This is a genomic window from Streptomyces sp. NPDC048514, assembly GCF_043199955.1.
Taxonomy (GTDB): Bacteria; Actinomycetota; Actinomycetes; order Streptomycetales; family Streptomycetaceae; genus Streptomyces.
In genome coordinates this window covers 23,011-40,793 of sequence record NZ_JBICWT010000019.1, presented here as the reverse complement: position 1 = coordinate 40,793, position 17,783 = coordinate 23,011, and the positions used below count along the sequence as shown (strand labels likewise).

Genomic DNA, 17,783 nt, shown 5'->3' with positions numbered 1-17,783 from the left:
GAGGGCTCCAGGTGACTAGCCTCCCCCTCATGATCCGTACCGCGACCCCCGCCGACGTGCCCGTCATCCACATGCTGATCCGCGAGCTGGCCGAGTACGAGAAGGTGCCGCAGGAGGCGCGGGCGACCGAGGAGCAGTTGTCCCAGGCTCTGTTCGGGGAGCGGCCGGCCGCCTTCGCGCACCTGGCGGTGGACGAGGACAGCGGTGAGCCGGTCGGCTTCGCGTTGTGGTTCCTGAACTTCTCCACCTGGCGCGGAGTGCACGGCATCTATCTGGAGGACCTGTACGTCCGCCCCGGCGTGCGCGGTGGCGGGCACGGGCGGGCGCTGCTGACCGAGTTGGCGCGGACCTGCGTGGAGCGCGGGTACGAACGGCTGGAGTGGTCGGTACTGAACTGGAACCAGCCCGCGATCGGCTTCTACGAGGCGCTGGGCGCCCGCCCGCAGAACGAGTGGACGGTGTACCGGCTCACGGACGCGCCGCTGCGGGAACTCGCGGCGGCGGACCGCTGACCCGGCCGGTCGCGGGCTGCCGCAGGACACCGCTGGTGGCAGGCCCTGCGGCGGTTGTTCCTCGGACGGGCGGAGCACGTGGTGCCGCGGCTGTGCCCCGCCGTCGTGACTTCGCGAGGCGGGGGCAACCTTGTGGGCAGGCTGTGAGTCTCCTCAGCGATCACGTTGTGATCGGCTTACGAGGAGACCATCATCAGCGCCATACACAAGACCCTGACCACCGTCGCCGTGACCGGTGCCGTCTTCGCGGGCTGCGTCGCCTGCGGAACGGTGGAGCAGCTCTCCGCCGGCAAGAAGCTCGACAGAGCCTTCGAGAAGCTCGGCGAGAAGAACACGATCTCCTTCGAGATCGACCTGGACACCGACGCCGCGTCCCTGAAGGCGCTGGACGCCGAGTCCGATCCCGAGCCCGGCGAGGAGATGCCGGACGAGGCCGCCGAGATGCTCAGCGGGGCGAAGATCAAGGTCACCGTGCAGTCGAGGAAGCCGATCGCCGAGTCCGGCGAAAAGGACCTCGTCGGCACGGCACTCAAGATCAGCGGTCCGGACGGTGACCTCACCGAGTACCGGGCCATCGGCGACTACATGTACCTGCGCACGGACCCCGACGCCATCGCCAAGATGACGGGCAGCCCCATGCCGGCCGCCGAGGACCTGCCTCCACAGGCCGGGGCGCTCAAGGACGTCCTCGAAGGCAAGTGGGTGAAGTTCAGCACCAAGGAGATGGAGAAGGCCGCCGCCGACGGCCAGGACGGTCCCGCACCGGCTCCGTCCCTCGACTCCTCGACGCAGAAGAAGCTCGTGAAGGCCCTGCGTGGGGTGATCATCCACGAGGTGCGCTTCAAGACGGCCGGTGGCGGGGACGGCACCGAGCACATCACCGCGACGGCGCCCTTCCGCACGCTGCTCACCGACCTGCTGGGTGAGATCCGCCCCCTGGCGAAGGACCTGCCGCCGGGTGTGGAGCTGCCGACCGGCAAGGACCTCAAGGACGTCCCCGACGCCAAGGTGAAGGCGGACTTCACGCTCAAGAACGGTGAGCTGGCCCGCATGGACGTGGACCTCGCCAAGCTGGCCGACAACGCCAAGGTCAAAAAGCTGGGGCTGACACTGCGGATGGGCCACGGCACCAGGCCCACCGTCCCGGCCGGCGCCACCAAGCTGGACTTGAAGGAACTCGCGCAGGGCTTCCTCGGCGGCCCGGCGATGGGCGACGCGGAGCTCGGCCAGAGCGACCTCAGCGGCCTCGATCAGGACTTTCCGAAGGACGAGTCGTGATCACTCGCGGGTGACCCACCAGGCGGCCCGACGTCCCGTCCCACCCCCCACCCCCTGCCCCGGCCGTTCCGCGTGCCCGGGCAGGGGGGCGGTCGCCTCGATCCCTCCCGACCGACCGTGACGGCAGGGGCCAGGTCACCGGCCGGCGGCGGCTCCTGAACGAGGGGACCAGCGCATCCCGGGCAGGGAAGACGTCTGGAAGCACCCCGGGTCATGACGATCTGGTCCAGCCGGGCGAAGCCGCCGCCTCGTCAGATTCGGGACGTCGGTGTGGCGTCCACCTTCGTCACCTGGGTGCCCACGGAGTAGACGGCAGGTGTGCCGTCCGCGGAGATGAGCCCGATCTCCGTCTGCACGTAATGGCGGACCACCTTGTACATGTGCGCGTCCGGGTTGCCCTTGACCAGCGGCTTGTCCGAGTCACCGAGGTTGATGTACGACTGCAGGTCCTTGGCGAGGAAGGTCTCGTCGACGGCGCTGTCGGACAGCACGAGCGCGCCACCGCCGGCTGTCTTCGCGGCGAACACGTCCCCGGCGTGGGGCGTGGCCCTCTTGAAGTCGACCCAGGCATGGTCGTCCAGGTTGTCGGCCCGCTCGGTGTACCAGGACCTGCCGACGCGTCGGGCCGGGGTGTCGGCGAGGGGGGTGTCGTGGCCGCCTGTCACCCACAGATCGGTGACCAGCTCCGGAAACCGCGAGGGCGCGATCTTGCCGATCTTGCTTTCGGGGACTGCGACCTTCATCAACCCGGCCTTGTCGAGGGCCACGTGCGGCACCTTGGACACATCGGCCCCCGCGAAATCACGGGCGACGACCATCCGCCAGCCGCCGGTGGAGCGCTTGAAGACGAGGAACCTGACGTCCTTCGACCACGTTTTGCCCGGTTCGCCATGCGCGAGTTGTGCGCCCTGGGCGCGCACCAGGAACCAGTCGGCGTGCGAGGAGGCGGGCGGGATGTAGAAGGTGCGGTTGACGTAGACGAACGGAGCGAGGTTGTCCTTGACCTCCTTCTTGTCGAGCGCTGGGATCTGCGTGAAGTAGGCCTGGTCCATGGCGAGGACCGCACCGCCTTCGGCCTTTGCCAAGAGGGAAGCGGAACGCCCGGCGTTGGCCCGGTTGTTGTCCTGCTGATAGGCGTCCACCGCCTTGTTCGCCTCGGCCTTGGTGAGCAACGGCTTCCCGGCCGGCGCATCGCCCGCGTGCCCGGAGGCCGCATCGGTGCCGGAACAGCCGGTCAGGGAGGCCGCGGCCACCAGTGCGGCGGCAGCGACGGGCACGCCCATGCGCGTGGCACGGGTGGGGTGAGCGGAGCGTGCGGAATGACCCATGGCAGAAAATTCCCCGTTGTCTCGTCTACTGTCGACGGCCGTCCTGCGCTGCGCGCGCGAGACGATCACCGGCCCACGCTACCGACCCCGTCCACCCGCCGGGCGACTCCCACCTCACTCCGGAACCGGACCGTAACTTTCCGGATCGGGAGCGGATACGCCCCCCAAGGCCACCGGTCGGTGCTCGGCCGTTCCTGTGCCGGTGCCCGTCGGCAACCGATCCTCAGGGGGCGGGACTTCGTGGGCTCGGTGGCCGAACTCCGGCCGTCTCGCGCCGGGTAGCGGCGGAGTCGACGGTATGAGTGTCCGGCCTAAAGTCGCTGCACACGGTCGCCCCCGATAGTCGGACGCGGTCCACCCGCGGTGCCGCCCGCCTTGCCGTGGACGAGCCGTTAGGCCCCCGGCCGACGGCTGGGACTCCGCCCGCTAGCATCCGTCGTATGACGACGCGGGGGTGGCGGCTGGGAGCCGTGGCAGGGGTGGCGGTACTGGCGGCGGTCTGCGCCTCCGGTCCGGAGCGCGCGGAAGCCGGCCGCACGGCCTCGGGCCTCGGCCCTCTCCCCGCCGACCGGTACGACTACACGCCGCGGGACCACGAGCGATCACAGCGGGCATCGGCATTGCTCGTCCGTCGGTGCATGGCGGAGCACGGCCACCCGGACTTCCCGCTGGACCCGCGCTACCCGAGCGATCCGATCGTCGCCACCGCGGTCAGCACCGACTACGGCGCACTGGACCTCGCCGCCGCCCGCCGCTGGGGCTACGGCTGGGACCCGGCGAAGTCCCTGGCCCAGCGGCCGAAGGGGAGACGGATGACCTACGCCGAGTATGCGGACCTGCCCGCCTGCAGCGCCGAGGCGAGTCGGCGGCTGATGCGCGGCATCGACGTCAGGCGGGACTGGCTCTATGCCGGCAGACGGACGGTCGAGGTCGACAAGGCGGTCGAGCGCGATCCGCGTCTGCGAGCGGCCTGGGACGTGTGGTCGCGCTGCCTGGCGGAACAGGGAGTGACCCGATACCCCGACCCCGTTGCGGCGTACTCGGCCGCTGCCTGGCACCGGGACTCCAGTGGCAACACCGAGCACACGCAGCGCGAACGGGCCACCGCCGCCGCGGATGTCACGTGCAAGCGCCGCCACCGCACGGCCGAGATCTGGCACGCGGTGCGCGCACAGAAGCAGGCCGCGGACATCACCCGCCACCGCGACCGCTACGCCGCGGGACTGCAGGCACTGCTGAGGTACCGGACCAACCTCACCGAGGTACTGCGGAAGCTCGGCTAGCAGAGCGTCGAAGGTGGCCGCGATCGGAGCGCACACTCGTGGGTGTGCGGCCGTCGGGCCACGCCGCGCGGGTGCGGCCGTCCGGCCATCCGCCCGCGAGTGTGCCGCTCAGGCCACGCTCACGCTCTCGCTCGCGCCGTGGTGGTCGGAGAAGGACGAGTCGGCGAACTCGGCGGCGGCGAGCAGCTCGGGCACGTCCTCGCGGTGGGCGCGCACCAGCGTGGCCGACGTGGTACGCGACCGTTCCCGTCCTCTGCTCGGGCGCACCGGAGCCTGCACAGCCGGACTCCGAAGGCGTTGCACCGGCGGACGCCCGTGCGCGATTCGTTCGCGCAGGCCGCGGCGGTGGCGCCGTTAGACTGCACCGACGTGGATCACCGGCGTGAGGGGCAGGCATGACGGTCAGTCGGACGGTGGCTCGCACCCGGCACCCCCGGCACGAACGCCGGGGCGAGGCGCGGCTGCCGGCCGTCGTCGCCACGGTGTGCGCCGTCGTTCTCTACCTGGCGCTGCCTCAGCGACTGCTCATCGCCCCCCGGTACGTGCTGCCGGCCCTGGAACTGCTCCTGCTCGTACCGCTCATCGCCATCAACCCCCGGCGGCTCACCCGTCAGACGAGGGCGTTCCGCGTCCTGTCGCTGACGCTGGTGGGTGTCATCGCCGCGAGCAATCTGATCGCCCTGGGCATCCTGATCCACGAGCTGCTGTACGCCGGCGTGAAGGACGGTCACGCGCTGCTGGTGGCCGCGCTCCAGGTCTGGTTGACCAACATCATCGTCTTCGGGCTGGCCTACTGGGAGTTGGACCGCGGGGGCCCCGTCAGCCGCACCCAGACGCCCCGCTCGGATTTCCCCCTGGCGGACTTCCGGTTCTCCCAGGACGAGAACGACGACGCCGTCGAAGAGGTCGCCGACGGCGCCAGCGGCACATCCGACTGGGTGCCGACACTGATCGACTACCTGTACGTGTCCGTCACGAACTCCACGGCCTTCAGCCCGACCGACACGATGCCGCTCACGACCCGGGCGAAGCTGATGATGAGCGTCCAGAGCATCTCGGCCCTGCTCACCTCACTGCTCGTGATCGCCCGCGCGGTCAGCATCCTCCACTGACCGTCTTCCTCCCAGGATCCTCCATGCAGGAGGCGGTGTTCCGCCTCGCGCCGCCCGGTCCGCGGGCACCAGCCGCGCGGCGGCCTGTGCGGCGTGCGCGTCCGGGTCCCCGTAGGCCGTGCGCGGATGCCGTCCCGTGTCCGCGCAGTGCGCCGTGACCTCCTTGACCGCCTGGAGCACGACCGTACGGTCCACCCCCGGCTGCATGGCCAGCCGCACCTGGAAACGCGCCATCCACTTCTCGCGGTCCTTCTCCGCCGCCTCCTCCGCCGACCGCTCCTTCTTCGCCACGCACCCTCCCAGGTGATCGGCAACCATCCGTCGTCGAGTGGGACGTCGGGACACCGGGATGGGTTGCGACGGCGCCGCCGGTCACGAGCGTGCGCGATCAGGGAGCAGATCCGCCCGATGGGCGTCGGCGGTTGAACTGGCAACCGAATTCGGGTCTCGGCCGAGTTCCATAAGGCGACCTTTCGTCGCGCTCAACACCTCTTTATGGGCGACCGGTTCACTGTGATCACCGTCTCGGAGTCCGGCGGAACCGAATGGCGTCTGCACGCATCCGCAGGACGGGGCGACGTCAAGCCCTTTGCCTATAAATGAAGTTGGCGCAAGCCCCGTCCTGAATAGTGAGATACGCTGATGCCCTGCACGCCTCGTTCACCGTGGGCGCGGCACTTCATCACATCCCCGGCGACCCGGTTCACGCACGTCGGACCGGTTCCGTCGCCCCCCGTCGGCCGATTGCGTCGCCGACGGTTCACGCCTCCGAGCAGGAATTGATGCCCGTTCAATCATTCACGGAGCTCATACGCTTCGTTCGCCACCACTCGCCTTTCTACCGTGAGTTGTACGCCGGTCTTCCCGAACACGTGGCTCACCTCACAGATCTTCCGGTCGTGCCTCAGGCCGACTTCTGGCGGGCCAATTCACCGCGCGGCAACCGGCTGTTGACCGCCCCTTTGGAAGAAGCGGTCGTCTTCCGCAGCGGCGGCACGACGGGGGCGCCGAAGTTCTCCTACTACACCCGCACGGAATGGCGGGAGTTCACCACCGCGTTCGGCGCGGGGCTCGTCGGTGCCGGGCTACGGCCCGGTCACCGGGTGGCGGACCTGTTCTACGCCGGTGACCTGTACGCCAGCTTCAGCTTCGTCCTCGACTCCCTGCACCGCTCCCCCGTGGCCAACGTCCGCCTGCCCATCGGTGGCGCCACCCCCTGGGAATCCACCGCCGCCACCCTGGAGGAGTTCGGCGTCCAGGCCGTCGCCGGGACACCGACCACACTGTGCTCCCTCGCCGAGCGCCTCACCCGGGCCGGCCGCACCCTGCCCGACGTGGAGCTGCTGTTCTTCGGCGGCGAGTGCCTGTTCGGCGATCAGGTCCCTTTGCTGCGGGCGGCTTTCCCGAACGCCGAGCCGCGTTCCCTGGGGTATGCCAGCGTGGACGCCGGACTGCTCGGCGAGGCGGTGCCCGGCGGCGACCCGCGCGTGCACCGCGCGTTCACCCCGTACACCGTGGTCGAGATCCTCGACGACGAGAGCGACGACCCCCTTCTCGATCCCGGTGCGCCCGGCCGGCTGGTCGTCACCGACCTGCGCAGACGGCTGATGCCGGTACTGCGCTATCCGGCGGGCGACCGGGCCGAGTGGGTGGACCGGGACGCCGGGATCTTCCGCATCCTCGGCCGCGCCGAGGAAGGCGTGCGGGTCGGCCCGGTCTCCCTGTACACCGAGGACGTACACGAAGTCGTCGCGGCCGCCGACGTGTCCGCCACGGTGAGCGGCGTGCAGCTCGTCGTACGGCGCCACGACGGCCGGGACGGGCTCGTGCTGCGGCTCGCCGTCGCCCGACCGGGCGACGAACACCGCACCCTGGAGGACTCCGTCGTCCAAGGCGTCCTGGCTCAGCGGCCGTTCTACGCCGACGCGACCGCCGCCGGGCATGTGAACCCCCTCACCGTCGAGTGGGTACGGCACCAGGACCTCACCGTCAACTCCCGTTCGGGCAAGCTCGTCCGGGTCGTCGACGAACGGCCGCACTCGTGAGCGCGGCACCGGCCCCCACCCGGCGTCTCCCCCTCGTCCTGCGCAATCCGTCCTTCGGCCGGGTCTGGGCCGGCCAGCTCCTCACCCAGGCGGCGAGCCGGATGTTCCAGGTCGGCGTCGTCTGGTGGCTCGTCGGCTTCGCGGGCGGCGCACATCGCGGGCTCGCATCCGGCCTGTTCCTCATGGTGAGCACACTGCCCGCGGTGGCCCTCGCACCCGTGGTCGCCCGCGTCGTCGCTCGGTACCCCCACCGCTCCGTGCTGGCGGGCGCGGCGGCCCTGGCGGGCGCGGTCGCCGCCACGGCGGCCGGCGCCGCCTACACCGGGACGCTGCCCGTCGCCGCCGCCTACGCGGTGGGGCTCGTCCTGGCCGCCTGCCAGGCCGTCTTCGACCCGTGTCTGACCACGTCGGTGCCCGAACTCGTCGACGACGCCGACATCGAGTCGGCCACCGGGTTCGAGCTGTCCACCCAGTCCGTCGCCGGGCTCTGCGGTGGCCTGCTCGGACCGCTCGTGGTCGACGCGGGCGCCCTCTGCGGCGTCGTCGCCGTCAGCGCCGCCGCGTACCTCGTCGCCGCCCTGCTGGTCGTCTCCGCCCGCTTCCCGGGCGCCGCCCCCTCATCCGGGCCGACGTACGGCACGGCACAGGAGGAAGCGGCGGCACCGGGCCGGCGGACGCTGCGACAGGTGCTCACCGGTCTGCCGTTCATCCGCCGCGTGCTCGTCTGCTTCGCCGCCGCCAACGTCTTCACCACCGCCGTCTACGTCGTGATGCCGCTGTACACCCGGCAGGCGCTGCACGCGGGCGGTTCGACCGTCGCCTCGCTGGAGGCGGCGCTCGGCGCGGGCACGCTCATCGGCTCGTTCACCGGCGGACGGCTGCCGGGCCGTCCGATCGCGGTCGGCAGTGCCTGTCTCGCCGTGATGGCCGCGGCACTCGCCGGGCCCGGCCTGTTCGCCGGACACGTGCCGGCGCTCGGCTCGATGGCCGTCGCCGGCTGGTGTGTCGGTGTGATCGGTGTGCGGTTCGTCGCGCTGTTCCAGCGGCTGGTGCCCGCCGCCGACAAGCCGGGCTTCTTCGCCGTCATGCAGGCCCTGCTGGGAGCGACCTTCCCCGTGTCCTCCCTCGTCTTCGGCGTGCTGGGCGACCACCTGACGGCCCGCACGCTGTGCGTGGCGCAGGGTGCGGGCCTGGTGCCGGTCGCTCTGGCACTGTGGTGGCTCGGCGGCCGGTCCGACGGCGCCGTGCCACCGCCGCCCACGGCGTCGACGCGGCCCCTGACGCCGGCGGGAGAGGCACGGTGACCGCCGTTCTGCATCCCGCGCGCGTCCAGGACATCGCGGAGCTGCGGCAGTTGTACTTCGAGGTGTACGGGCACGGCTACCCGGTGCCGCTCGGCAGCGACCCCGTGGTCATGCGCCGGCTGATCGCCGACGGCACCGCGCACTGGCTCACCGCGCGCACCGACGGCGGCGTGCTGGTCGGTTCCGCCGTCGTCCTGACCGAACCGGGCAGCCGCATCGGCAAACTCGTCGGGCTCGCCGTACACCCGGGCCACCGCGGCGGCGGCCTGGCCTCGAGGCTGACCGGCGCGGTCTGCGACGAGGCGTTCGCCACCGGCCGCCTCGACTCGGTGTACGCCACCGTGCGCGTGGTCACCGAGGGCCCTCAGCACGTCGTCGTCCGCAACGGCTTCCGGCCGCTCGGCCTGCTGCCGAACGCCGTCGAGGTCGACGGCTGCGAGACCCTCGCCCTGTTCGCCCGCTACGCCGACGGCGTGCTGGAACACCGGGCGCCCGTGGCGCACGTACCCGAACGGCTGTCGGCGCTGTTGTCCGCCGCCGGCAGCGGCGTAGGCATCGACTACTCCGACGTCGACCGCACCGACACGCCCGGCCCGCTCCCGCGCCGCTCGGGGTGCGCGGAGGAAGGGGCCGGCGGCGCTCACATCGAGCTGATCGCGGCCCCGGCCTTCGTGCGCCGCCGCTTCCTGGAGCTGTTCCCGCAGGCCGACGCCCGCTTCTTCCCGCTGCACACGCCGAACGCGGTGCTGGTCGCCGCCGACGGACGCTTCGAGGCGTACGCCGACCTCGACCCGGTGGCGGGAAGCTGCGCGCTCGTCGCCGTCCACCCGCGCCCGGCCGCGGTCGCGGGCGCCCTGGAGACACTGATCGCCACGGTCACCCGGGCCGGCGCGGACTACGTGGAGGCGCTGTTGCCGCTGGCCGACGCCGAGGCCCTGCAGGTCTTCCTCGACTCGGGCTTCGTGCCCAGCGCGCTCTACCCGGCGATGCGTCGCGTGCCCGCAACCGGCGGCGAGCCGGCCGGGGCCCATGACCGTGTCCCGGCACTGCGTGTCGACGGGGGCCGGGTCCGCGACCGGTGTCTCGAGCCCGGCCCCGGCCCCGACCTCGGCCGGGGAGGGCGTCTCGACCGGGACCGTTTTCACGACTACGTGGTGCTCTCGCGCACCAGCCGTCAGATCGACTTCCGCTCGGCAGCCGTCAGCCCACTGCTGCAGCCGTACCTCGGTGCCTACCTGAGCGCCTGGACCGCCACCTACCTGCCCCTTTCCGAGGTGTCACGATGAAACCCCATCTCGCCCCCGTCACCGTTCCGGACCCGGCGGCGCTCGGCCACCTGCAGCAGCTGTGCGACCTCGCCGCGCCCTACGCCCAAGGCGCCGCGGCGGACGCGTTGTTCGCCGCGGCGATGGCCGAGAGCAACGCCTGGCACGCGGCACGCTCCCCGTTCTTCGCCGCCCTGCTGCAGGACCCGCCCGAGTGCCCCGCGCCGAGCGTCGGCGACGGCGTGCGCACCCCGCTGATACCCGCCGCCTTCTTCAAGCGCCACGAGGTGCTCTCGGTCCCCCGCGACGACGTCTTCCTGCATCTGACCTCCTCGGGCACCACGGGCCAGAAGTCGCAGATGTTCTTCGACGAGTGGACGATCCGTTCGGCGCAGCGCATGGTCGCCCGGATCTTCGACCACTACGGCTGGATCACCGTCGACGGCCCCGTGAACTACCTGCTGTACAGCTACGAACCCGCCCCGTCGCTGCGCCTTGGCACCTCGTTCACCGACAACTACCTGTGCGACTTCGCCCCGGCCCGGCACACCACGCACGCGCTGCGGCACACCGGCACCGGCCACGAGTTCGACGTGCACGGCTGCATCGCGGCGCTCCAGCGATACGCGCAGGACGACGTTCCCGTACGCATCCTCGGGTTCCCGGCCTTCCTGTTCTTCACCCTGGAGCGGATGCGGGCGATGGGCCTGCCACCGCTGCAACTGCCCGAAGGATCACTGGTGGTGCTGGGAGGCGGCTGGAAGGGGCACGCCGACCGGCAGATCGGCAAGGACGCGTTCTACGCCGAGGTCACCGACCGCCTGGGCGTCCCGGGGGACAGGGTGCGCGACACCTTCGGCTCGGTCGAGCACTGCGTCCCGTACGTCGAGTGCGCCCACCACCGGCTGCACGTCCCGGTGTGGTCGCGCGCGGCCGTCCGGGACACCGGGACGCTGCGCCCTCTGCCGTACGGCGAGCCCGGGTTCCTCCACCTGGTCAGCCCGTACATCACGTCCGTTCCGGCGCAGAGCGTCGTGATGGGCGACCTCGCCTCGCTGCACCCGGGCGAGGAGTGCCCCTGCCCGCTGTCCACCGACTGGTTCACCGTGCTCGGCCGTGCCGGGGTGAGCCGCAACCGCAGCTGCGCGGTCGCCGCCGCCGAACTGATGAAGGGAATGTCGTGACCACCTCCGCAACTCACCCGGGACAAGACCCGGCCACCTCCATGGCTCATTCGCGAGACGACCTGACCACCTCCCTGGCGCATCCGGCGAACGACCCGACCACCTCCGGGGCACACCTGTGGCAGGGCGAGTTCGTCGACGACGCCGAGGCGGGCCGCCGGCTCACCGGGCTGGCCGAACTGGCCGGCCGGGTGCTGGGCCGCCCGCTGCCCACGGACGTGGTCCTCGGCGCCTGCGCCGCCGTCAGCCGCGACCTGTCCGACCCCGCCTCCGCCCTCCACGGCCGCCTGGCCGGGCATCTGCCCGCCGCGGACGCCGCACCCGTGCTGGCCGAACTGGCCGCCGCGCTCTCCCGCCAGGCGCTGGAACGCAAAGTGCGCCGGGAGCTGGGCGGCCCGCGTCCGGAGCGGCTGACCCGGCCGGATGCCCGCGAGACGGTGTACGAGGCCTGGGCACCGGTCGGTCTGCTGGTGCACATCGCACCGGGCAACGCCGCCGCCGTGGCACCCTTGAGCGTCGTGGAGGGCCTGCTCGCCGGCAACCTCAACGTGCTGAAGACCAGCAGCGCGCACACCCCGCAGCCGAACGCCGGCTCCGACGCCGCCCTCGCCGTCGACCTGCTCGCCGCGCTCGGCGCGGCCGACCCCTCCGGGCTGATCGCCGAACGCGTCATCGTACTGCCCTTCGCCTCCTCGCGCCGGGCGTGGCTGGAGGCGCTGTGCGAGGCGGCGGACGCGATCGCCGTGTGGGGCGGCGAGGACGCGGTGCGCACGGCGGGCGAGCTGGCCCCGCCCGGCTGCCGGGTGGTCGAGTGGGGCCACCGCATCTCCTTCGCCTACCTGACCGAGCGAGCCGCATCGGACGCCACGCTGCTCGACGCGCTCGCCGAGGACGTGTGTCATCTGGAGCAGCAGGCATGCTCCAGCCCCCAGGTGATCTATCTCGACACCGAGGACCCCCAGGAAGTGTTCGCGTTCGCCGGACGCTTCGCCGAGCACCTGGCGAAGGTGTCGGACGCCCGCCCGGCCCCACCGCCCGGTTCGGCCGAGCGCGCGGAGATCAGCACCGTCCAGCAGCTCGCCCGGCTCGAACAACACCTCGGCCTCACCCGCGTGTTCACCGCCGAGGACGCCTCCTGGCGAGTGCTGGCCGACATCCGCCCCGCGCTCGACGCCTCTCCGCTGCACCGCAGCGTCTGGGTCAAGCCCCTGCCCCGGCACGCGATCACCGCGACCCTGCGGCCCATGCGCCGCTACCTGCAGACCGCGGCCATCGGCGGCGACCGCGCCGATGTGGCCGCCCTGTCCCGCGCCGTGTTCGCCGCGGGCGTCACCCGCGTCACCCCCATCGGCTCCATGCTGGACAGCTACGAGGGCGAACCCCACGACGGCGTCTACGCGTTGCAGCGCTACAGCCGCCGCGTGAGCGTACGCGCAACGGACCCGGCCTTCCGAACGACGGCCTGTCTTGACGACCTGGTGGCGCCCCCGGTGCTGCCCCCCGCGCCGGACGGGCCCCTGCTGGGCAAGGAAGGTGTGCAACGCGCGCTCACCACGCTCGACCCCCGTCACGCGCATCTGTACTTCCGCAGCGGAGGCACCACGGGCGCACCCGCGCTGTCGGTGTTCACCTGCGACGACTACGACAACCAGATGCGCGCTTCGGCGGACGGGCTGCTCACCGCCGGCTTCGACCCCGCCCACGACCGGGCGGCCAACCTGTTCTACTGCGGCGGGATGTACGGAAGTTTCATCAGCTTCTTCTCCATCCTGGAACGCCTGGACGCCACCCAGCTGCCCATCGCCGCCGGTCCCGACCACGCCGCGGTCGCCGAGGCACTGGTGACCCACGGCGCGGACACCCTGTTCGGCATGCCGTCCTACCTGTGGCAGCTGCTCCACGCCGAAGCCGGCCGGCTGCGTGCCTACGGCGGCCTGCGCAAGATCTTCTACGGCGGCGAACACTTCACGCAGGAACAACGCCGGATCCTGACCGAGGAGTTCGGGGTGGAGGTCATTCGTTCCGCGGCCTACGGCAGCACCGATCTGGGACCGCTGGGCTACCAGTGCGACTCCTCGGACGGGTCGGTCCACCACGTCCTGACCGACCTGCACACCCTGGAGATCCTCGACCCGCTCGAGGACACCCCGGTGGCCCCGGGCGAGACGGGGCGGCTGGTGTTCTCCTCACGGACACGAGCCGGCCAGCGACTGGAACGCTACGAGATCGGCGACCTCGGGCGGGCCGTCGAGGGCCCCTGCGCCTGCGGCAGCCACGTCCCCCGCCTGGAACTGCTGGGTCGCTACGGAGACGTCGTACGCGTCGGCACCTACTTCATCAACTACCGGCGTGTGGCACGGGCGTTGCAGGACCGGCTCGCCTACCACGGCGAGGTGCAGATGGTGGTCGCCCCCGGCACCGGCCGGGAGTCACTGACCGTCCGTCTCGACGAGGAATACGCACCCCACCCGGAGGCCGCGCGGACGGCACTGACCTCCGCGGTCACCGAGCTCGCGGACGCACAGGCCGAAGACCTGCTGAACCTCACCGTACAGACAATCGCCCGGGAGGCGTTCGAACGCACCACGACCAGCGGCAAACTGCGCACCGTCATCGACCTGCGCTGACCGGAACGCCCCGGCAGCGCACGACACCGCCCAGGCTGAGGCCGCTCGTGCCGCAGAACGGCACCCATCGGGGGCTGCGGCAACGGCTGCGGAACGGTGATCCCCTGGATGTGCCGTTCCACGGTCGGTGTATCCGATCGAGACCGGTCGCCGGTGCCGTACCGCATCGGCGACGGTGAGCAGGACGTCGGCGTCCGGGTTCGCGAACCGGCATGAGCGGCCGCAAGCGGTATCCGGTGGCGACGGTACCCGCCGTATCGTCCCCGCACCACTTCCACCGATCACCGCGTTCCTCGTCGACGACGGGCCTGGAGACTCGCTCACCGTCCGCGGCCGGTCCGGGCGGTCCTACCGCGGCCGGACGGGCCCATTACGCTTGGGCGCTCCGGCGGGGGCACTGCGCTCGTGCGGCTGCCCCGGACCACTACATTCAAGGATGGCAAGCCAGTGTCTTTCTTCACCATCGGCCACCGCGGTGTCATGGCCGCCGAGCCGGAGAACACCGTGCGCTCCTTCCTGAGGGCGGAGCGGGAGGGACTGGACGGCATCGAGCTGGACCTGCACCTGAGCAAGGACGGCGAGTTGGTCGTCATGCACGACGAGAACCTGGACCGCACGACGGACGGCTCGGGTCCGATCGCCGCCCAGGAGTTGTGGCAGCTCAAGAAGCTCGACGCCGGCCTCGGCGAGCGGATCCCCACGTTCGGGGAGGTACTGGACGCCGTCGGGCCGACGCTGCCGATCCAGGCCGAGATCAAGGACGTGGCCGCCGCCCGGTCCCTGGCCGGCGTGCTCACCGACCGCGATCTGCTGGGACGGGTCTCGGTGCTGTCGTTCCACGACGAGGCGCTGATCGAAATCCACCATCTGCTGCCGGAGGCGCGCACCGTGCTGGTGGCCGGTGCCGGCGCGCACCGCGACACCTTCGTCGGCCGCGCCGAGAAGGCCGGTTCCACCCTGGTCAGCGTGGAGCTGCGCCAGCTGAACCGGGCCATCGTGGAGAAGTGCGCCGACGCCGGCATCGACGTGATGGCCTGGACCGTCAACGACGAGCGTGACCTGACGCTGGCCCGGACGCTCGGCCTGGTGGGTTGCGTGACCGACCAGCCCGGCATGAAGCGCCTGGTCGAGGCCACGGCCTGACCGCAGAGCGACGGGGCCAAGACGGCCTCCCGTACGGTCGCCCCGGCGATTGGTGCTGCCGTATCCCGCCCGGATCCGCCCGTCAGGCCTTCGACGGCGGGCGCGGCGGATCTCGACCGTCAATCCTGCGGCCTCCCGCAGGTACACCTGTGCCACGCCCCCCGCATCGAGACGAGACCGCTTCCCTGCCGCAGCTCCCCCGGCCGCAGCGCCCTCCGCGAAGGCCGGGCCTGGTTCTCAGGTGCGGGTCGGCACCGGGCCGCACAGTTGGTTGCCCGGTTCGGCCGGGTCGTCGCTGATCCAGAACTGGATCCACAGCTCGGTGAACTCGGAGCGGCTGAGGTAACCGTCCCCGTCCTGGTCGAGGTGGTCGAAGAGGCCGGTGACGTCGACGCTCGCGCCATGCCAGGTGTCGATCAGCCGCTGGTGCTCGTCCGGGGAGATACGGCCGTCGCCGTTCTCGTCGACGGCGTCGAAGATGGTCCGGGCGGTCGCGGCGACGACCTCGAGCATCGTGGGCAGCCGGTCCACCATGGCGAGGACCTCGTCCAGGTCGACCTTGCCGTCCTTGTTCGTGTCCGCCTGGGCCGCCAGGTGGTCCCACCAGCCCAGCATGACCGTGTCCACCTGTGCGGCCAGTTCGGATCCCGGACGCACCCGGGGCAGGCCCTTCCAGCGTTCCGCCAGGGCCTGGAAGTCGCGCTGGTCGAGGTAGCCGTTGTCGTCGGCATCGAACGCGCGGAACATGTTGAGGAGCTTGTCGCGCTGGAACTCACTTGCCACGGCCGGCCCTTTCCGTCGGGGTCCCGGTGATCCTGCCCGCGGGAGGCGGCATCCCAACGGCGCTCGGTGACGCGGAAGAACAGGCCAGGCCCCCCGCGCATCCCCCCGATGCATCGCACGCCCCGTTTGGCAGCCACGGTCCGGCCACAAGGGCGACGCGCGACCTCGTCCCGGGCCTTCGCCGTACCGCCGGCATCCCGGGCGCCGCACGCCGGCGGCGCGCTGCCGTCCCCGTCGACCGCGTAGCCGCCTTCTCCTGCCTGCGGCACAACGCCCGTCGACGTGCTGGGAGCACTGCGCCGTTTCCAGTCTCGATGCGAAAGGGAGAGTAGCGCCTACTGCAGTGACGCTGGACGATTCGTGCAAGCATGCATGGCACATCGCGACTCTCCTGCAAGGTGAATTGATTTGTCCGATTCTTCTGTTGATTCCGGCGGCGCTGCCGTGGTGATCGAAACGTTCGGGTCGGCTCATGTGGGGCCCGCGGCAGAACTTCTCGCCGCTCGGCATCAGCGTGATGTCGCCCTCGATCCGGCGCTCGGCAGCCGTTTCAGCATCCGGGAAGAGTGCGGAGCCCTGCTGGAACAGGGATGGAAGGACGGGGCTCGTGGTGCGGTCGCGATGCGGGGAGGCGCGGTGGTCGGCTACCTGCTGACCCGGACCGGGGACGGGCAGCGAGGCCGCCATTGCTGGACGCAGCCGCAGGACGCCGCGTATGCGCTGGACGCGGGTCCGGTGGTCCTGCACCGGTTGTACGCCGACCTGTCGGGTCAGTGGCTTGCCGACGGACGCCTGCATCACTACACGGTGGCTCCCGCCGCCGATCTCGGGGTGTGGCTGGCGCTCGGGTTCCCGCACGAGCAGGTCCACGCGATCATGGACATTCCCGCGAAGACATCGGCGGAGGTACCGCACGATGTCCGTCAGGCGGGTCCCGCTGATATCGACGCCCTGGAGCCGCTGCTCGGTCTGATCAACGAGGCACATGCGGCTCCACCGGTGTTCGCTTTCACCGACCGGCCGATGTGGGACATCCTGCGGTCCGGCCACCTGGAGCTGTTGAACGATCCGGCCGTGGCCTACTGGGTGTCCGAAGGGCCGGAGGGCATCGACGGTTTCGTCGTCATGCGCCCCGTTCCCGACGCCGAGTCCTCGATCCTCAAGCCCGAGGGATCGGTCGAACTTCTTCTGGCCTCGACGGCACCGCACGCTCGCGGCACGGGGGTCGGGAGCCGGCTGGCCGCGTGGGCGCTGGCGGACGCCGCGCACCGGGGATTCACCGTCTGCGTCACCGACTGGCGGGCGGCGAATCCCCTCTCGTCCGTCTTCTGGCCCCGCCGGGGGTTCCGGCCTGTCGCCTACCGACTCCATCGCATCCTGGACCCGCGGCTCACCGGCTCCGAACACGTTCCGGGACTCTGATCGAGCCGTGGGACGGGCCTTCGCCGCGTCCCCACGCCGGCCCCGCACGCGGCGGTGGCTTTGTTGCGGCGGCCAAGCAGTCGGCCCGTCTTCGCACTGAGTCGATGCCATGACCGGATGATTCGCCGGGACGTTCTCCGTCTACTCATCAAGGCACCGTCGCGTGCCGGCGATATCGTCTGCCGTTCGGAGGCCTGCGGCCTCCGCAGCCGACGGAACGAGAGGGCGCCATGGGTGAGCTGTGGACCGGTGAGAGACTGCGACTGCGGGGCGTCGAGCCGGCGGACTGGCAAGGCTTCCGCGATCTTGCGCGGCACACTGTCGATGTGCCTTCAACGACGCATCCCTCGCCCTCTTCCGCAAGCTCGGCTTCGTCGAGGAGGGGCGGCTTCGACAGCACGAATACTTCGCCGGCAGCTACCACGACGTAGTACTCGTGGGTCTCACCGCCGCCGAGTACTGGGCCACCCATCCTCGTCCATCGGTGAGATGACCGC

The 17,783-nt window shown here is 71.1% G+C and carries 15 protein-coding genes and 1 pseudogene; 12 read left to right on the top strand and 4 right to left on the bottom strand.

What is annotated here, in order from left to right; translation table 11 throughout:
- The first annotated feature begins 29 nt into the window (after positions 1 to 29).
- A complete protein-coding gene (locus tag ACGFT2_RS33595; RefSeq protein WP_393286004.1) occupies positions 30 to 512 on the top strand; it encodes a GNAT family N-acetyltransferase in 483 nt (160 codons plus the stop codon).
- 228 nt (positions 513 to 740) lie between these two features.
- Positions 741 to 1,790 (top strand): hypothetical protein, encoded by a 1,050-nt coding sequence (locus ACGFT2_RS33590; protein WP_393286001.1) that lies wholly within the window; start codon positions 741 to 743, stop codon positions 1,788 to 1,790.
- A 251-nt stretch (positions 1,791 to 2,041) separates the two neighbouring features.
- On the opposite strand, the gene ACGFT2_RS33585 is transcribed toward ACGFT2_RS33590, so the two are convergent.
- On the bottom strand, positions 2,042 to 3,118 hold the full coding sequence (locus tag ACGFT2_RS33585) for a hypothetical protein (protein WP_393285998.1): 1,077 nt from the start codon (positions 3,116 to 3,118) through the stop codon (positions 2,042 to 2,044).
- A gap of 440 nt (positions 3,119 to 3,558) precedes the next feature.
- Here ACGFT2_RS33585 and ACGFT2_RS33580 point away from each other — a divergent pair, with 440 nt between their 5' ends.
- Positions 3,559 to 4,401 carry a hypothetical protein gene (locus ACGFT2_RS33580; RefSeq protein ID WP_393285995.1) on the top strand — a complete coding sequence of 281 codons (843 nt, stop codon included), beginning with the start codon at positions 3,559 to 3,561 and terminating at the stop codon, positions 4,399 to 4,401.
- Positions 4,402 to 4,509: 108 nt separating this feature from the next.
- Here the strand turns inward: ACGFT2_RS33580 and ACGFT2_RS33575 are convergent, their stop codons facing one another.
- Complete coding sequence (locus tag ACGFT2_RS33575; protein ID WP_393285992.1) at positions 4,510 to 4,668, bottom strand: hypothetical protein; 159 nt, start codon at positions 4,666 to 4,668, stop codon at positions 4,510 to 4,512.
- A gap of 128 nt (positions 4,669 to 4,796) precedes the next feature.
- Here ACGFT2_RS33575 and ACGFT2_RS33570 point away from each other — a divergent pair, with 128 nt between their 5' ends.
- Positions 4,797 to 5,513, top strand: coding sequence for a hypothetical protein (locus tag ACGFT2_RS33570; protein WP_393285989.1), 717 nt, complete (start codon positions 4,797 to 4,799; stop codon positions 5,511 to 5,513).
- Here the strand turns inward: ACGFT2_RS33570 and ACGFT2_RS33565 are convergent.
- Entirely contained in the window at positions 5,472 to 5,831 is a 360-nt protein-coding gene (locus ACGFT2_RS33565) for a hypothetical protein (RefSeq protein WP_393285986.1), read from the bottom strand. The two genes, ACGFT2_RS33570 and ACGFT2_RS33565, sit on opposite strands and share 42 nt — an antisense overlap.
- A gap of 464 nt (positions 5,832 to 6,295) precedes the next feature.
- On the opposite strand from ACGFT2_RS33565, the gene ACGFT2_RS33560 reads away from it, so the two are divergent.
- From ACGFT2_RS33560 to ACGFT2_RS33535, 6 genes are all read left to right on the top strand, one after another.
- The gene (locus ACGFT2_RS33560) at positions 6,296 to 7,558 is read left to right on the top strand and encodes a phenylacetate--CoA ligase family protein (protein ID WP_393285984.1); all 1,263 of its coding nucleotides are present in this window, start codon (positions 6,296 to 6,298) and stop codon (positions 7,556 to 7,558) included.
- Positions 7,555 to 8,862 (top strand): MFS transporter, encoded by a 1,308-nt coding sequence (locus ACGFT2_RS33555; protein WP_393285981.1) that lies wholly within the window; start codon positions 7,555 to 7,557, stop codon positions 8,860 to 8,862. Before ACGFT2_RS33560 ends, ACGFT2_RS33555 begins: the two co-directional genes overlap by 4 nt.
- Positions 8,859 to 10,148 carry a GNAT family N-acetyltransferase gene (locus tag ACGFT2_RS33550; RefSeq protein ID WP_393285979.1) on the top strand — a complete coding sequence of 430 codons (1,290 nt, stop codon included), beginning with the start codon at positions 8,859 to 8,861 and terminating at the stop codon, positions 10,146 to 10,148. Before ACGFT2_RS33555 ends, ACGFT2_RS33550 begins: the two co-directional genes overlap by 4 nt.
- Positions 10,145 to 11,311, top strand: coding sequence for an acyl-protein synthase (locus ACGFT2_RS33545; protein WP_393285977.1), 1,167 nt, complete (start codon positions 10,145 to 10,147; stop codon positions 11,309 to 11,311). Before ACGFT2_RS33550 ends, ACGFT2_RS33545 begins: the two co-directional genes overlap by 4 nt.
- A gap of 41 nt (positions 11,312 to 11,352) precedes the next feature.
- Positions 11,353 to 13,938, top strand: coding sequence for an acyl-CoA reductase (locus tag ACGFT2_RS33540; RefSeq protein WP_393285975.1), 2,586 nt, complete (start codon positions 11,353 to 11,355; stop codon positions 13,936 to 13,938).
- Between the two features lie 447 nt (positions 13,939 to 14,385).
- Positions 14,386 to 15,081 carry a glycerophosphodiester phosphodiesterase gene (locus tag ACGFT2_RS33535; protein ID WP_393285972.1) on the top strand — a complete coding sequence of 232 codons (696 nt, stop codon included), beginning with the start codon at positions 14,386 to 14,388 and terminating at the stop codon, positions 15,079 to 15,081.
- A gap of 237 nt (positions 15,082 to 15,318) precedes the next feature.
- On the opposite strand, the gene ACGFT2_RS33530 is transcribed toward ACGFT2_RS33535, so the two are convergent.
- Positions 15,319 to 15,864, bottom strand: coding sequence for an EF-hand domain-containing protein (locus tag ACGFT2_RS33530; protein WP_393285969.1), 546 nt, complete (start codon positions 15,862 to 15,864; stop codon positions 15,319 to 15,321).
- A 621-nt stretch (positions 15,865 to 16,485) separates the two neighbouring features.
- On the opposite strand from ACGFT2_RS33530, the gene ACGFT2_RS33525 reads away from it, so the two are divergent.
- Positions 16,486 to 17,286: a GNAT family N-acetyltransferase gene (locus tag ACGFT2_RS33525; RefSeq protein WP_393285966.1), complete on the top strand. Its 801-nt coding sequence runs from the start codon at positions 16,486 to 16,488 to the stop codon at positions 17,284 to 17,286.
- A 230-nt stretch (positions 17,287 to 17,516) separates the two neighbouring features.
- Positions 17,517 to 17,779, top strand: a pseudogene (locus ACGFT2_RS33520) (GNAT family N-acetyltransferase).
- The last annotated feature ends 4 nt before the right edge of the window (positions 17,780 to 17,783 follow it).

Bases quoted from the DNA above. Each gene is read 5' to 3' on its own strand.
- ACGFT2_RS33595 (WP_393286004.1), top strand. From the start codon at position 30: ATGATCCGTACCGCGACCCCCGCCGACGTGCCCGTCATCCACATGCTG.
- ACGFT2_RS33585 (WP_393285998.1), bottom strand. From the start codon at position 3,118: ATGGGTCATTCCGCACGCTCCGCTCACCCCACCCGTGCCACGCGCATG.
- ACGFT2_RS33580 (WP_393285995.1), top strand. From the start codon at position 3,559: ATGACGACGCGGGGGTGGCGGCTGGGAGCCGTGGCAGGGGTGGCGGTA.
- ACGFT2_RS33570 (WP_393285989.1), top strand. From the start codon at position 4,797: ATGACGGTCAGTCGGACGGTGGCTCGCACCCGGCACCCCCGGCACGAA.
- ACGFT2_RS33565 (WP_393285986.1), bottom strand. From the start codon at position 5,831: ATGGTTGCCGATCACCTGGGAGGGTGCGTGGCGAAGAAGGAGCGGTCG.
- ACGFT2_RS33560 (WP_393285984.1), top strand. From the start codon at position 6,296: ATGCCCGTTCAATCATTCACGGAGCTCATACGCTTCGTTCGCCACCAC.
- ACGFT2_RS33545 (WP_393285977.1), top strand. From the start codon at position 10,145: ATGAAACCCCATCTCGCCCCCGTCACCGTTCCGGACCCGGCGGCGCTC.
- ACGFT2_RS33540 (WP_393285975.1), top strand. From the start codon at position 11,353: ATGGCTCATTCGCGAGACGACCTGACCACCTCCCTGGCGCATCCGGCG.
- ACGFT2_RS33525 (WP_393285966.1), top strand. From the start codon at position 16,486: ATGCGGGGAGGCGCGGTGGTCGGCTACCTGCTGACCCGGACCGGGGAC.